The organism is Myxococcus sp. MISCRS1 (assembly GCF_026626605.1).
Lineage (GTDB): Bacteria > Myxococcota > Myxococcia > Myxococcales > Myxococcaceae > Myxococcus > Myxococcus fulvus.
This window is the reverse complement of sequence record NZ_JAPNKB010000001.1, coordinates 5,506,869-5,522,122: the sequence shown is the minus strand read 5'-3', so window position 1 is coordinate 5,522,122 and position 15,254 is coordinate 5,506,869. Positions and strand designations below refer to the sequence as shown.

Below are 15,254 nucleotides of genomic sequence, written 5' to 3'. Positions count from 1 at the left end.
CTTCGTCCGAAGCCGCCGCGCCCCCTCGAAGGTGCTGACATGACCGCCAGGCTGGAGTCGTTCGTCCCCGCTGCCGCGCCGCAAGCCGTCGCGACGCCAGCGCCCCAGGCCCCGTCCGCCAACACGCTCGCCCAACGCGAGGCCCGTCGCGCCGCGCACGAGGCACTGCTCACCCGCTGGAAGGCCATCGTCGAGGCTGGCGGCGCCGAGGAATGGGCGCAGGCCCAGCTGGTCTCTCGCGGCCTCGCCGTGGGCGAGCTCGACTTCTCCAGCGCCTCGGAAAAGGAGAAGACGGCCTGGAAGGAGAAGAAGAAGGCCGAGGCGGCCGAGCGTCGCGCGCTGGGGCGCCAGGCCCACGAGGCCTGGAAGGCCACCCACGTGGGACACCTGGGCGCCGGGGTCCACTGGGAGGAGGAAGGCGGCTCCGACAAGTTCGACATCGCGCACCGTGAGGAGCGTGCTCGCGCGAACGGGCTTCCCGAGCTGGGCTCCGCGGAGGCGCTGGCCAAGGCGCTGGGGCTGAGCGTCTCCAAGCTGCGCTGGTTCGCGTTCCACCGCGAGGTGGACACCGGCTCGCACTACATCAGCTGGGGCATCCCCAAGCGCGACGGCGGGACGCGGACGATTACGTCCCCCAAGCCGGAGCTGAAGGAAGCGCAGCGCTGGGTGCTGTCCAACGTGGTGGAGCGACTGCCCGTGCACGGCGCGGCGCACGGCTTCGTCGCGGGGCGCTCCATCCTCACCAACGCGCTCGCGCACCACAGCGCGGATGTCGTGGTGAAGGTGGACCTGAAGGACTTCTTCCCCTCCGTCACGTGGCGCCGGGTGAAGGGCCTGTTGCGCAAGGGCGGCCTGCCGGAGAACACGTCCACGCTGCTGGCGCTGATGTCCACGGAGGCCCCGCGCGAGGCGGTGCAGTTCCGCGGCAAGACGCTCTACGTGGCCAAGGGTCCGCGCTCGCTGCCGCAGGGTGCGCCTACGTCTCCGGGCATCACCAACGCCCTGTGCCTCAAGCTCGACAAGCGCCTGTCCGCGCTGTCGAAGAAGCTGGGCTTCGTCTACACGCGCTACGCGGACGACCTGACGTTCTCGTGGACGAAGACGAAGCAGCCCAAGGCGCGTCGCGCGCAGGGTGCGCCGGTGGCCGTGCTGCTCGCGCGCGTGAAGGACGTGGTGGAGTCCGAGGGCTTCCGCGTGCACCCGGAGAAGACGCGGGTGAGCCGCAAGGGCACGCGTCAGCAGGTGACGGGCTTGGTGGTGAACAGGGTCCGTGACGGCGTGGCCTCCGCCCGCGTGCCGCGCGATGTCGTGCGCCGGCTGCGCGCGGCCATCCACAACCGACAGAAGGGCAAGCCCGGCCGCGAGGGTGAGTCCCTCGAGCAGCTCAAGGGCATGGCCGCCTTCGTCTACATGACGGACGAGACCAAGGGCCGCGCCTTCCTGAAGAGCCTGGAGCAGCTCGAGGCCCGCGAGAAGGAAGCGGCGCCCAAGGCGCCCTGAAGTGCTGGGGTCGCGGGCTCGGCGGTAGGTGATTCACCTCCGGGCCCGTCGGCTCAAGGCGCGGGATTCGCCGCGCTCCCCTCCCCGCCTGCGAGCAGCGCCGCGTCGAAGAAGGCGCGCAGCCGGCGGGGATATTCCGTCGGCTCCACGGTGGCGAAGCCGCCATGCCCCGCGCCCTGGATGCGCCACGTCCGCGCGTACTCGCGCACGTGGGCGAACAGCTCATCCGCGAGTGGCTGACCGGACTCCTCCGTCCCCATCACGATGAACAGGGGCCTGGGCCGGATGTGGTCCACCGCGTCGATGGTGCGCACCTCTTCCAGCTGGATGCCGCGCCGCCAGAACGGCACCAGCGCGCCCGTCTGGGTGATGGCACCGAAGCGCCGGAAGTCATACGCGGCCGCGAGCCACAGCGTGTTGAACGGGGACAGCAGCACCACCGCGCGCACGTCCGTGTCCTTCGCGGCCACCTCCGCCACCGCGGCGGAGCCAATCGAGAACCCCAGCGCGCCCACCTTCCCCGGGTCCACGTCGGGCCGGGCCCGCACGAACTCCAGCGCGGCCCGCACATCCCGCCGCTCCAAATCCCCCCACGTGGACGTCTCGCCCTGACTTGCGCCATGCGCGCGCAGGTCGAACAGGAGCACGCCGTAGCCCGCGTCCCGCAGGATGCGCGCCTCCGGCAGCACGTCCGCGCGTGTCTGTGAAAGGCCGTGCGTCATCACCACCGCGGCGCGGTTCCTCGAGGGCACGTACCACCCGCGCAATTCCAGCCCGTCCGAGGTGAACAGGCGCACGTCCTGCGCATCCGCGAAGTCGGCGGGGCGCTCCGGCGCCACCCGGGGATAGTGGAAGTACGCCTCCGAGTGCCGCAGCGCCCGACCGAAGAGCGCCAGGGTCGCGAGCACCCCCAACGCCACCACCGCCGCCACGACTCGCCGCCACTTCATGCAACACCTTCCCCGGGCATCCCCCGGCTGCTCGCCCGAGCCCCACGCGAGTCACTCGCGACACAGGCGGGCGTCCAATGGTCAAGCTCGCGCGCGACAGCTTACACTGCGCCGAATCAACTCGCGGTGAGTCACGCCGCGCATCCCCTTTGCACTCGCCGGGTCGCTGTGAGCACGTCCAAGAAGACTTTCGATGCGGTGGTGGTGGGCTCCGGCGCGTGTGGTGGCTGGGCGGCCAAGCAGCTCACCGAGGCGGGGCTGAACGTCCTGGTGCTGGAGGCGGGGCGCAGCAACCAGGCGGACAAGCTGCTGTGGGTGATGCACCGGGTCCGCCAGAAGCTCTTCCGCTACCAGGCGGAGACGGACAGCGCGCGCAAGCAGCGCCAGTCGGTGCAGTCCACCACCTTCGCGTGGCCCTTCCATCCGCACGCCTTCGTGGATGACGTCGACAACCCGTACACCACGCCGAAGGACGCGCCCTTCACGTGGATTCGCGCGCGGCAGGTGGGCGGACGCACCTCGGTGAAGGCGCACGGCCGGCAGTTCTACCGGCTGTCGGACTTCAACTTCAAAGCCGGCGGGCGCGACGGCCAGGGCCCGGACTGGCCGCTGACGCTGGCGGACCTGGCGCCGCACTACGAGACGGTGGAGCGGTGGATGGGCCTCCACGGCAACACGGACGGGCTGGACACCCTGCCCGACTCCATCTTCGCCGCGTCCATCGCGATGAACCCGGCCGAGCAGCGCCTGAAGGAGCGCGTGGAGCGCCGCTGGCCCGAGCGCCGCGTCGTCGTGCGCCGCACCGCGGGCGCCCCCGTCACCATCCCCGCCGCGCTCAAGACGGGCCGGCTCACCCTGCGCACGCACGCGGTGGTGGACCAGGTGCTGCACGACCCGAAGACGAACAAGGTCACCGGCGTGCGGTACATCGACTCCGACACGGGCAGGACGCACGAGGCCCACGGCCGCGTGGTGGTGCTCGCCGCGGGGACCATCGAGACGACGCGCCTGCTGCTGCACTCGAAGAGCGCCGCGTTCCCGGAGGGCCTCGCCAACTCCTCGGGGCAGCTGGGCCGCAACCTGATGGACCACACGTACCTGCTCGGCATCGAGGCGAAGATGAACCTGCCCGCCTCCGAGCAGCGCGCCGAGCAGAGCTGGGCGTACATCCCCCAATTCCGCAACGTCACCTCCCCCGCGGACGGCTTCTCGCGCGGCTATGGCGTGCAGGTGTTCACCTTCGGGGACTCGTGCCACTTCGTGCCCTTCGGGGAGATGGTGCCGCGCGAGCACAACCGCGTGACGCTGAGCCCCACCGTGAAGGACCGCTGGGGGATTCCCGCGGCGCACATCGAGTGCCGTCACTCGGACAACGAGCTGCGCATGTGCGCGGACGCCGTGGCCGCCTGCCAGGAGATGATGAAGGAGGCGGGCTTCACGGTGGAGAAGGTGAACGACACCCTCTCCACGCCGGGCATGGCCATCCACGAGGTGGGCACCGCGCGCATGGGCACCAGCCCGAGCACCTCGGTCCTCAACGCGTGGAACCAGAGCTGGGACGTGCCCAACCTCTTCGTGATGGACGGCTCGGCGTTCCCCTCGCAGGGACCGCAGAACCCCACGCTGACGATGATGGCCCTGGCCGTGCGAGCCAGCGCGCACCTGGTCAGCGAGCTCAAGGCCGGCAGGCTCTGACGCGCACGGAGGACACGGCCACGCTCGGAGGTGGCCGTGTCTCCTCACGGGCCTCAGTCCTTGCGGCCCTGGCCCTCGGGCTTCTTCTGCTTCTCACGCAGGCTGAGCCGCGAGCTCCACATCGCCGGTGTCATCACCACGATGAGCAGCGTCAGCAGCACCGTTCCAATCATCAGCTCCCAAATCATGTCCATGGCTTCGCTCTTCTGGATTCTTCAGACCGACTGACTGCCATGCCGGAGAGAGCGAACGACTCGCGCACCCGGCTCCTCAGGGACACTCCGAGGGCGGCACGCCTTCCGTGGGCACACGGGACGCGCGCAACCCGGGCACGAGGCGGCCATCGCGTGACTCCCGAGGGAGGACACGACGTCGCCGCGCGCCGGAGCGCTCAGATGAGGAGCGTGCGGACGCGGAGGAAGACAGGCGGTCCCTGGGCGGGAGGCACCTGCCACCAGGAGAGCGAGCGCTGGGGCACCCACTCCGGCGGACGAGGAGACACCCAGGCGACCGGGAGCAGCACGGGGGGCGCCACGACGAAGGGCGCGCCACTGGAGCCACCCGCCTCGGTGGGCGCGGGCAAGTCCCAGTGCGGCTCCTCGCAGCAGTTCCAGCTCAGCGCCGGCCCGTCGGGCGAGGAGGAGGCCTTGTGGCCGCCTTCCTTCTCGTGCTCGTGGCAGCGGCACTTGGTGGCGCGGGTCGCGACCTGCTTCTCGCAGTAGTGCCCCAGGCCCGCGACGCCGCTGGCCAGGACCTGCCAGCCGACGAGCAACACGAGCGTGAGGATGCGGGACAGTCCGGACACGGTGCTCCGGGTATACGCCGCGCGTGGGTCCGCCGCAACGCGAGGACCCGGGGTGCGACGTTGCGCCCTCACAGGCCCCATTCGGGCAGCTCGTTTCAGTACAAGAGGCCCTTCTGCGGCTGCACGGGCTGGGGCAGCTCCGTCTCGCCCAGCATCTGCCGCAGGTTGATTTCGATGGTCCGGCTCAGGGCCGTCATCGGCGTGTCGCTGACGTCGTCCTCGAAGGGCGTCTCGATGTCGCGGCCCACCGCGTCCAGGCCGATGAAGAGGAACGCGATGATGGCGGTGACGATGGGCGTGAGCCAGCCCAGCTCCTCGACCACGCCGAGCGGCAGCAGGACAAGGTAGGCGCGCGTCATCACGAACAGGAGGATGTCGTACTGCCGGGGCAGCGGCGTGTTCTTGATGCGCTCGCAGGCGCCCAGCAGGTTCGTCATCTCGGACAGCGTGCGGTCCATCGTGACGTGGAGGAAGACGACCTTCTGCGGGTCCGACACCTGGCCGTAGATGCGCCGCAGGCGGGTGGCCATCCACAGGATGATGGCGGAGGGGACGTTCTGCTCCTCGCGCAGGGCCTCGATGACGGAGGGGCGGAAGAAGCGGACGATTTCGGGCAACGGGTCCTGGCGGCGCAGGTGACAGCGCAAGGCGTGCACGAAACCCATCTGCGCGTAGATGAGCTCGCGAGAGTCCTCGGTGATGCTCTCCACCATCTTGGTGATGACACCCCGCTGCTCCTCGGGCGGGCTGTCGAGGACGGCGATGTTCTCCAGGGAGACCTTGGCGTCGGTGGGCATGCGCGCCTGACCGAACCTGTCGCGCACGGCACCGTCGCTCGCGCGGGCGCCCGATACGGCGGTCAGGGCGGCGGGACGGTCCACGGCGCTGCGCAAGAGGGGCGAGGGCACCGCCGCCAGCTCGAGTTCGGAGAGGGGCTGCTCATCCTGCGTGCTCCCGGGCCGCGGCAGCAGCGTGAGCACCTGTCGGGCGAAGGAGCGCGACCAGTTCACCACGCCCCCCCACAGCGTGCGCGCCTCCCACCAGCGGTCGTAGGCGGAGTTGTTGCGGAAGGCGAGCAGCACGCCGAGCGCCGCCGCGAGCACCGTGACGGGAAGCGCGGGCACCGCCATCCAGGACGCGTCGTACACGCGGTAGCCCACGATGATGGCGAACGCGAAGAGGACGTGCACGGTGACGGGGATGCCCGTGTAACGCAGGATGATGCGCCAGGACAGGCTCCGACCGACAATCATCGCGAGGGGACTCCGAGGACGAGGTTGCGCCGCGCGGAGCGTGTAGTGACGACGCCCCGGGCCGACAACGGGAGCCGTCGGACTGGCACCCGGATGTGTCACGCAGCGGCGCGGACCCCAGCCCCGAGTGTCCTCAAGCGAGCAGAGTCCGCCGTCAGCGCCGGGAGCCGCGAGCCCCCAGCACCGCGCCGCCGAGCAGCGCCACCGCGCACACCAGGGCGACGGGACCCAGCCAGTGTCCCCAGGCGAGCGCCAGCGTGGACAGGCCGGGCGACGCGGGCACCCGCATCACCTGGGTGCCCCGCTGTGCGTCGCCGATTTCGGAGAGCACCTCCCCCGTCGCATCGATGAGTGCGGACACGCCCGAGTTCGTCACGCGCACCTGCGGCCTGCGCGTCTCGATGCTGCGGAAGATGGCGTGCGTCAGGTGCATCCGGGGACCGGGCGTGCCGGTGAACCATGAATCATTGCTCAGCGTGAGCAGGAGGTCCGCGCCCTGCCGCGCCTGCTCGGCGACGTAGGCGGGGAAGACAGTGTCGTAGCAGATGAGCGGCGCGACCTTCAGCACGCGCCCGTCCCGCCGACGCAGGGGCAGCGTCCGAGGCCCCGGGCCCGGCGTCCAGCGCCCCGTCCACGGCAGCCACTCGCGCAGGCTCGGCGAGTCGATGGACTCGGGCACCCACTCCGTCAACGGGAAGAGCTTCGACTTGCGATACACCGCGCGCTCGGGCGCACCGCCTTCATGCGCCACGGGCGCGAGAAACATGGCGGCGTTGAACTCGCGGCCGTCCTCCACGTCGTACGAGCCGAACACGAGCGGCACGTTCCGCGCGGCGACGTAGCCGGCAATCTCCGCGTCGAGCTCCGCGCCCGCCTCGCTCTTGGGCACACCGAAGGGCGTCGGGTACACCGTCTCCGGCCACACCAGCACATCGAGCGGCGCCTCGCGCAGGAGCGCGTCCGACAGCGCGTAGTGCGTGTCGAGCACCCTGCGCACCACCTCGTACGCGCCCATCTCCGCCTTGAGCTTCTCGTAGTTCGTGATGTTCGCCTGCACCGCGCCCACCACGAGCGCCGGCGTCACGTCCGTCGCCGCGCGCACCTGGGCCAGCCGCAGGGCCCCATAGCCCGTGAGCCCCACGAGCAGCACCACCGCCGCGCCCAGGGGACGCAGCGCGCGCGCCACGCCTCGGGCGCGGAAGACCCGCACCGCGCCGAGCAGACACTCGTTGACCGCCAGGAGCGCGAGCGTGAGCCCCGCCGCGCCCGCCACATCGCCGAACTGTCGCAGTCGCTCCGAGTAGACGAAGCCCTGTCCCAGCGTGTCCGAGAACAGCTTGGGCGCGAGCCACTCGACGCCCACGTACACGAGCATGCTCGTCACGGCGGGCAGCCACGCGGCGCGCTCGCCCACGGCACGGCGGGCCAGGTGACGCGCGAGCGCGGTGAGCACGAGCTGGGGCTGGAACACGGGCGCCAGCAGCAGCATGGCGCCCCAGCACAGCCACAGGGGCGCGCCCGAATAGCCCTGGAGCGCGGCGGGGAACCACTGGAACACCGTGGCGCTGAACGTGACGCTGAGCCCCGCGCCGAGCGCCAGGGCCTCCTTCGACGAGCGCGCGCGGTCCACGGCCGCGAGCCAGAACGTCAGGGCCACCCAGCCCAGCGAGGTCCACGGCGAGACGAGCGACGAGAACGCCCACAGCGCCACGGTGGTGAGCGCGACGGCGACCAGCGCGTCGGCCAGGTGTCTTCCGGGCGAGGGCTCCAGACGGCCGAGCTTCAAGGCGCGTCCTTGGACTCGTCGGACTTCGGCAGCTCCAGCATGCGCACGGGCATGCCCGGGGGCGCCAGCTCCTCGGGCACCACGCGGTTCTCCGGAATGGGGATGGGCTGGCCATTCGCGTCCACCGGCTTGTGGTCCGGATGGAACATGAGGATGGCCTCGACGCGCTCACCCTCGTCCGTGGACTGGTAGTGGCGCACGTAGCCGGGCGGCAGCTCGAAGTCCTCCGGCACGACGAGCCCGCGCTTGAGGGGCTTGGTGCCACGCTTGTACAGCTGCAGCCCCGTGGGCTGTTCCGAGGGCATGTCGGGCTCCGGCGCGGGCGGCGGCGCTTCTTCGAGGGGCGCGGCCATGGCGACAGGCACCTGGGGAACGGCTCGCGGCGCGGCGCGAGGCACCGGGGCGCGCGCCACCACGGGCGCGGGCTCGGCGACGGGGGCGGGGGCCTCGACGAAGGGCGGCGGGTCCTCGACCTCCACCGCCGAGGAGCTCCACCACAGGCTCACCGCGATGGTCAGCACGGTGAAGACGAGCGCGCCGCCCACCAGCCACTTCGCCACGCCACCTCCCGAGGAGGGGCGCGAGGCGGCCACGTGGGTGACACCGTCACGGTCGACACGGCGTTCAGGAGATGGTTGCTGCGGCCGCATGCTCGCCGGGAGACCTCCGCGCTGCGTATGCTACGGACAGCCTCTCGCCGAGGCAATGTGGCCACTTGCGGCCCCCCGGCGACCCCGCGCCCCTCGCACCATGAGCCTCTCCTCCGTCGACGCCCTCCCCTCCCCCACGCCCACCGCCGAGCCCGAGCGCTTCACGCTCCACGCCTGGACGACGGCGCAACGCGGCGTGGCCGTGACGGCGCGTCTGGTGATGATGACCTGCCTGCTGGTCTTCACCACCTGGCTGATGTCGGACATCCTCCAGGGCACGCAGACGCTCACCGCGCAGCCGCTCCTCCTCGGCCTCGCCTTCGGCTGTGGGCTCCCGGTGGTGCTCGTCGCGGGGATGCGCGCCCGGGCCCGCGCCACGCTCGAGGTGGGCGCCACGGGCCTCACGCTCACGCTGCGAGACGGCGCGCGGCTGGAGGTTCCGCTCGAGGTCGTGGACGCGGTGCGCCCGTGGAGACTGCCGCTGCCGGGCCCGGGGCTCGTCGTGCGCATGAAGTCGGGACGCGCGCTGGGGCACGGCCTGGAGGTCGAGGACGCGCTGCCGCTGCTCGTCGCGCTCGGCCGCCGCGAGGGCTCGCTGGGCGAGGCCGCGTCGCATCCGCTGGTGCGCTATGGACGGGCGCGGCGGGAGCTGTGGAAGAAGCGCTGGTACCACCTGCTGCTCAAGCTGGTGGTGTTCCCGCTGGTGCCCGCGGGCATCTTCTTCCGGGCGCACCAGTACATCGCCTTCGGCGGTCCGTTCGGCGAGTACCAGATGTCGGGGCTCTCCGCGTACCTGCGCTCGTTCGGTCGCTACTACGCGCCCATCGCGCTCAGCCTCCTGCTCATCGCCGTCTTCTGGCGCGCGGTGGCGGAAGGACTGTCGCTGGCGGCGGCGAAGTGGTTTCCCTCGTGGACGCGCGGCGTGCGCCGAGGGGTCGAGTGGATCTGCCGCCTCGTGTACTACGGCGGCATCATGGCCTTCACCGCGCTGCGCTTCCTGTCGTGAGGGCCGGGCTGGAACGACGAGGGCCCCCGACGCTCGGACGAGCATCGGAGGCCCTGGGATGCAGCGGTTCACCCGCGAGGAGCGGGCGCTGACCTCACGGCGTCGCGGGGTTGAAGCGCGAGCCTTCCCAGCCCATGCGCTCGTGGCCGGTCTTGTTCCACTCGGGGTTCTTGCCGTTGACCACCTGGGTGTCGGTGAACTGGGGCGCGCCCGTGCCGGAGCCCGAGCCCGAGAAGATGCTCACGCTGATGGTGGTGCCGAAGTACGTCGGGTGGGTGTTGTCCGACTGGATGTAGTCGTAGCTGGTGCTGGCGTTGACGAAGTGGGTGTTCGCGTCGCGCAGCGTGGAGCGCAGGGCGCCGGTGATGCGGGCCACGTAGGCGGCCTCGGTCTCACCCGCGATGTAGCGGATGGCGGCCGAGTCCACCTGGCCGTCGCCGTTGCTGTCGTAGTCCGCGGCCATCATCTCCGCGAAGGAGTCCGCGCACTGGAAGCCGTACTTCGCCGCCAGGTTGCACGTGCGCCAGTTGCTGCGCGCCAGCAGGGGCAGGAACTTCACCTGCTTGTTCACCGTGGCGCCCGTGGACGCGTCACGGCAGGACGTCTGCACGTTGTCCGCGTCGAAGCCGGGGTAGTAGATGTTGGAGACAATCTTGACCTTGGCCGACGTCGCGTACTGGTTGATGGCCTGCATGGCCCGCTCCGTGTACGTGGTGCAGGCCGCCAGCGCCGCCTCCAGGCCGCTGTAGTCACAGGTGCCGGACTGACCCGAGAACGCGCTGCGCGCCTGCAGGTAGTCATTGCCGCACATCTCGAACATCACGGCGCGCGTGTTGGCCGTCTGCATGTACGAGCGCTCGGAGACAATCTTGTTGTTGTAGATGTCGTCCGCCTTCGCGCCGGACTTGGTGCGGCGGATGACCTCGATGTCCGCGTTCCACGTCTTGGCCAGGTACTCACCCTGCACCACGGGCGCCGCGCGGCGCGCGACGGCCGTCAGGCCACCGTTGTAGCCCGCATAGATGGAGTCGCCGTACGCCACGACGCGATACTTCGTCGTGGACGTGGACCGGTCGATGGTCCACGAGGTGTTCTGGTTGATGGTGCTCGCCAGGGCGCTACCACTCACCGCTGCGGTAGCCACGGCAACCGCGAAGGACAGCCCATTGCGACGGAAGAACATGCCCGCTCTCTTCTCTTCCCACGGGGGGATGTAGGGGGAACCCGAACCGTACACGCCGTCGATTCGCGAATCACCCGCAAACTGGAATAACGCGTTCAGTCAGAATTCGAGGAATGCGTGAAACTTTGTCCCACGAGGGCTTGGGGTGTCTGATTCCTGACGCGGCGCGACGTTTGACGCGGTGTTTCACGATGTTTCAATACAGCGGGAGAAGGCACAGGTGAGGTGGAAGACGGGAGCGAGGGTGTTGGGGCAGTGGTTGGCGCTGGGGGCGCTGGTGGGGGTGGTGTGCGGCGTGGCGTCGGCGGCGTTCCTGTGGCTCTTGGAGGAGGCGACGCGGCTTCGGGAGGCGAACGGGGGGCTGGTGTACGCGCTGCCGTTGGCGGGGTGGGTGTTGGGGGCGGTGTATGCGCGGTGGGGCGGGCCGGTGCGAGGGGGGAACAACCTGGTGTTGGAGACGGTGCACACGGGGGATGCGCAGGTGCCGTTGCGGATGGCGCCGATGGTGTTGGTGGGGACGGTGCTGACGCACCTGTTCGGCGGGAGCGCGGGGCGGGAGGGGACGGCGGTGCAGATGGGCGGGAGCCTGGCGGACTGGGTGGCGCACCGGTTCCGGGCGGGGGCGGACTTGCGGCGGGAGCTGTTGGCCGCGGGGATTGCGGGGGGATTCGGGTCGGTGTTCGGGACGCCGGTGGCGGGGGCGGTGTTCGGGTTGGAGGTCGTGGTGGTGGGGCGGCTCGGGTACGAGGCGCTGTTGCCGGCGCTGGTGGCCTCGGTGGTGGGGGACGTGGTGACGCGGGGGCTGGGGATTCAGCACACGGTGTATCCGGTGCCTGGGGCGTTGCCGCTCTCCGTGACTGTGATTGGGAAGTGGTTGGTGTTCGCGGTGGGGGTGGCGGCGGTGGCGGTGGTGTTCGTGGAGGGGTTGCACCGGATGAAGGCGGTGATGGAGCGGCGGGTGCCGTGGTTGCCGTTGCGGATGGCGATGGGTGGGACGGCGGTGGTGATGTTGTGGCTGTGGGTGGGGACGGATGCGTATCTGGGGTTGGGGGTGCCGGGAATCGTTCGGGCGTTCGAGGACCCGGGGCTCCCTGTCTCCGCATTCGCGTGGAAGCTGGCGTTCACGGTGGTGACGCTGGGGACGGGGTTCCTGGGCGGAGAGGTGACGCCGCTGTTCTTCATCGGGGCGAGCCTGGGGAACGTGCTCGCGCGGATGTTGGGGTTGCCGGTGGATTTGGGGGCGGCCGTGGGCATGGCGGCGCTGTTCGCCGCGGCGGCGAATACGCCCCTGGCGCTGTCCATCATGGCCGTGGAACTGGTGGGGGCAGGGGTCCTGCCCCATGTGATGATTGTGTCGACGGTGGCGTATGTGTTGACGGGCCACCGGGGGATCTACCCGGCGCAGCGGATTGGACGGCGGAAGGACGGGGGATCGGGGTTTGGACGGTGGGTTCCGCTGCGGGAGATGGAGAGCACGGTCCCCGGGCCTGTCACTGAGCGACCCGGGGACGGTGGACCTGGGGGTCAGGGCTCCGGGTAGTGGAAGACGCGGCCGTCCTCACCGACGACCCAGATTTCGCCGGCCTGCGTGATGGCGAGGTCGTTGAGGGCCACGGTCGCTGCGGCAGAAGGCAAGTCCGGGCCCTTGGCCCAGCCGTACGGTGTCAGGCGGCGCAACCTGCCATTCGCACTCGCATCCACAATGTAGCACTGGTCCGATAAGAGGCGTTGAGGAGAGCCCTGTGGGTCACTGCGCATCACCACGCTACTGAATGGAACTGTCACTCCGGAAGGAGCAGCCACCCTGTTCCATGTCGTCGAACTATCCCAGCGCCACACCGCCCCGTTGTCTCCCACTGCACAGGCCTTGGTAGGGGAGCCCATCCACACTGCTCTTGCATTGCCAACGACGTTCTCCGAATGAGAATGACTGGCAACCGTCGCGAAGCCTCCTGGCGCCACCGCGTAGGCACGGAACCGCTGCCCACTACCGCTTCCCGTCAGGCCGCCGACCGCAAGAAGGAACTCCTCCTGATACCCATGCAACCCATAGTAGTTGACAACACTATCATCCAGCTCAACAAATGGCTGCAAGGCGCCTGCGACAAATCGGTACAGCCGGCCCGTGGTATCGGTGATGTAAAGCACTGAGCCCCCACCAAAAGGGAAACCCACCAGTCCTGTGATGTTCGCGCCATTCGGAGTAGTCCCAGGAGAACAACTGAATCCGCTAGCTCCCGAATGAACAGCTATCCAACCACCCTCCCCGCCTAGCCAGACATTGCCTGCCGCATCCACCCACGAAACGGTCCAATTATGGTCCCCACAGTTGTTCGCGTTGGCACGAGGACTACCATCTGGCGGCACCGTCGTCGCATCACCGAAGCTGAAGCTCTCGAACTTCGAGGCTGCGCTCTTCTTCAACACCAACTTACCGTTGCGGCCTGCAATCCACACCGGGTAGCCACTCGGATGCACAGCCACCGTCTTCCAATCGTGGCCAGTGCCCCCGAGATGGTAGCTGACTACTTCCTTCAACATGCCTCCGCACGCAGAACCGTCATCTACCTGGCCATTGCAGTCATTGTCGATGCCATCGCATACCTCTGCGCGCCCTGAGCGGGTCGCAGGGTCCACGTCATCACAGTCGGTGTGAAGGTTCTCCACCCAGCCCGGCTGGGGAGTCTCGCCCACGCAGACCTCGTCCGCCGCCACGCCTTGCTCTCCATCCAAGTCTCCATCCTTGTCCGGATAGAACATCCGCGGAGCCTGCGCATTGCACTCGACGCCATTCTGGGCGGCATTGCAGACGAGAGTTCCCGAGCAACTCAGGTTGTTGCAGACATTCCCCTTCGTGGTGAAGGTCTCGTCCGTATCGCCGTTGCAGTTGTTGTCCTTGTTATCGCAGAGTTCGAGATTACCAGGTGCGACACTGGCGTCATCGTCCTTGCAGTCGAACGGAGGCCCCGAAGAATATTGCTTGTACTTCACTCCAGGCGAGCCACATTGAACGGTGGCACCTGCTCGCGGCACGCCGTCCCCGTCGTCGTCCAGATACCAGTTCTTGTCGAACCCCTCGTCGGTGGCTCCGTTGCAGTTGTTGTCTTCGTTGTCGCAAACCTCGACCCTTCCGGGAGCGACGTTCGCGTTGTCGTCCTTACAGTCACCGCCAACGCTCACGTACCCACGGACACCCGCCGCTGGCACGCAGTGCTGAATCGCCTCACCCCCCACCCCATCTCCGTCCGAGTCGCGAAACATCGCAACCTGGGGCAACCCCTCGTCGACCCCACCACGACAGTCGTTATCCCTGTCGTCGCAGATCTCCTGCTGCAAGGGGTTCTTCATCGCGTCCCCATCGTCGCAGTCCGAGCCACCTTCGCCAGCCTGGCTTGAAGTGGCGACAAACCCATCCCCATCCCAGTCCGGGGTCTCGAGCGTCGCGATGAGCGGCGTCTTGCTTCTTCCATCTCCCAAGTCGACGACATGCTCCACCTGGTCCACCTTCTTGCCCGCGCAGGTCTGCTCGAACGCGGTGATGGTGACATGAAGCTTCTTTCCCCAACCCCATGGGCCGAGAATATTGAGCGCCAGTGGAGGCGTCGACGTTGAGAGCAGGTCTCTTCCAACAGTCTGCTCCTCGAAGTTCGCTGCATTCACCATATCCTGGGTCCGCATCACGATGCACCCAGTCTTGAAACTCGGCGTGTATTGGACCGAGACACGGACGGTCCGCTCCCCGGCGAGTTCCTCAAGACTCGGTACGGAACAACCACTCAGCATCAGGAGGCTGGCAATGAACCATTTCCCGATGCGGCTCATCGCGCACCTCCATCAGCCACGGACTCATCTGTCGAGCCCATCAGGAGCCACGTAGCCAGAGCTCCAACGGTGGCAGCGGCCGCCGTACCGAAGAAGACGTTCGCAGTCGTCGCGCTCCCTTGGGCCCGCGAGTGGTGCCTCTCCAGGTCCGCATAAGCCTGAGCGGACCGCGCATCCTCGACCTGGCTGCGAGAGGACAGCCCGAACACTGCCCCTGCTCCACCCGCCGCTACCCCAGCGCCTAGCAGCACCATGCTCAAGAGCGGAACTCGTCGCCCGGCGACCCGAAGTCCACGCCCATCCTCTTCCGACGTGGCACTCACGGCCCACGCAGGCGTATCGGACGAACCAGAGGTGTCGCGATCCGGCAGCAAGCTCGGACGCGCGTCCCGTCCCTCCTGGACTGCAGCCTCTGTGCGCCCATCCGGCCGTTGCAAGGCGTTCTGCCCTCCACGTGCGAGCTCGTCACGCACCGACTGGCGCTGCGTCTCGAACTCCAGTGACACCTTTGGAGAGACTTTCAGGGGGAGCTGCGCATCGGGACGGGCCAGCAGCGCCGAGCGAAAGTCCGCCCGTGCCTCTTCCCACTTACCCATGTCGGCGC

The 15,254-nt window shown here is 68.9% G+C and carries 12 protein-coding genes; 4 read left to right on the top strand and 8 right to left on the bottom strand.

Annotated elements, in window-relative coordinates; genetic code table 11:
- The first annotated feature begins 39 nt into the window (after positions 1 to 39).
- The gene (locus OWM54_RS21905; RefSeq protein ID WP_223784287.1) at positions 40 to 1,500 is read left to right on the top strand and encodes a reverse transcriptase family protein; all 1,461 of its coding nucleotides are present in this window, start codon (positions 40 to 42) and stop codon (positions 1,498 to 1,500) included.
- Positions 1,501 to 1,553: 53 nt separating this feature from the next.
- On the opposite strand, the gene OWM54_RS21900 is transcribed toward OWM54_RS21905, so the two are convergent.
- Positions 1,554 to 2,450 (bottom strand): alpha/beta hydrolase, encoded by an 897-nt coding sequence (locus tag OWM54_RS21900; RefSeq protein ID WP_223749370.1) that lies wholly within the window; start codon positions 2,448 to 2,450, stop codon positions 1,554 to 1,556.
- Positions 2,451 to 2,618: 168 nt separating this feature from the next.
- On the opposite strand from OWM54_RS21900, the gene OWM54_RS21895 reads away from it, so the two are divergent.
- Entirely contained in the window at positions 2,619 to 4,145 is a 1,527-nt protein-coding gene (locus tag OWM54_RS21895) for a GMC family oxidoreductase (RefSeq protein ID WP_267698725.1), read from the top strand.
- A 53-nt stretch (positions 4,146 to 4,198) separates the two neighbouring features.
- Here OWM54_RS21895 and OWM54_RS21890 read toward each other — a convergent pair whose 3' ends face one another.
- The 5 genes from OWM54_RS21890 to OWM54_RS21870 form a co-directional block, all read right to left on the bottom strand.
- Positions 4,199 to 4,339 (bottom strand): hypothetical protein, encoded by a 141-nt coding sequence (locus tag OWM54_RS21890; RefSeq protein WP_267698724.1) that lies wholly within the window; start codon positions 4,337 to 4,339, stop codon positions 4,199 to 4,201.
- 197 nt (positions 4,340 to 4,536) lie between these two features.
- Positions 4,537 to 4,950, bottom strand: a complete 414-nt coding sequence (locus tag OWM54_RS21885) for a hypothetical protein (protein ID WP_143097513.1) — start codon at positions 4,948 to 4,950, stop codon at positions 4,537 to 4,539.
- Between the two features lie 95 nt (positions 4,951 to 5,045).
- Positions 5,046 to 6,203, bottom strand: a complete 1,158-nt coding sequence (locus tag OWM54_RS21880) for a bestrophin family protein (RefSeq protein ID WP_267698723.1) — start codon at positions 6,201 to 6,203, stop codon at positions 5,046 to 5,048.
- A 154-nt stretch (positions 6,204 to 6,357) separates the two neighbouring features.
- Entirely contained in the window at positions 6,358 to 7,989 is a 1,632-nt protein-coding gene (gene lnt, locus OWM54_RS21875; RefSeq protein ID WP_267698722.1) for an apolipoprotein N-acyltransferase, read from the bottom strand.
- A complete protein-coding gene (locus OWM54_RS21870) occupies positions 7,986 to 8,549 on the bottom strand; it encodes a hypothetical protein (RefSeq protein ID WP_267698721.1) in 564 nt (187 codons plus the stop codon). The genes lnt and OWM54_RS21870 overlap by 4 nt, the downstream gene beginning before the upstream one ends.
- Positions 8,550 to 8,739: 190 nt before the next feature.
- Here OWM54_RS21870 and OWM54_RS21865 point away from each other — a divergent pair, with 190 nt between their 5' ends.
- Positions 8,740 to 9,645: a hypothetical protein gene (locus OWM54_RS21865; RefSeq protein ID WP_267698720.1), complete on the top strand. Its 906-nt coding sequence runs from the start codon at positions 8,740 to 8,742 to the stop codon at positions 9,643 to 9,645.
- A gap of 94 nt (positions 9,646 to 9,739) precedes the next feature.
- On the opposite strand, the gene OWM54_RS21860 is transcribed toward OWM54_RS21865, so the two are convergent.
- Positions 9,740 to 10,828 carry an SGNH/GDSL hydrolase family protein gene (locus tag OWM54_RS21860; RefSeq protein ID WP_267698719.1) on the bottom strand — a complete coding sequence of 363 codons (1,089 nt, stop codon included), beginning with the start codon at positions 10,826 to 10,828 and terminating at the stop codon, positions 9,740 to 9,742.
- A gap of 220 nt (positions 10,829 to 11,048) precedes the next feature.
- On the opposite strand from OWM54_RS21860, the gene OWM54_RS21855 reads away from it, so the two are divergent.
- A complete protein-coding gene (locus OWM54_RS21855; protein WP_267698718.1) occupies positions 11,049 to 12,368 on the top strand; it encodes a chloride channel protein in 1,320 nt (439 codons plus the stop codon).
- Here the strand turns inward: OWM54_RS21855 and OWM54_RS21850 are convergent.
- Positions 12,353 to 14,650: a putative metal-binding motif-containing protein gene (locus tag OWM54_RS21850; protein ID WP_267698717.1), complete on the bottom strand. Its 2,298-nt coding sequence runs from the start codon at positions 14,648 to 14,650 to the stop codon at positions 12,353 to 12,355. The two genes, OWM54_RS21855 and OWM54_RS21850, sit on opposite strands and share 16 nt — an antisense overlap.
- Positions 14,651 to 15,254 lie beyond the last annotated feature (604 nt).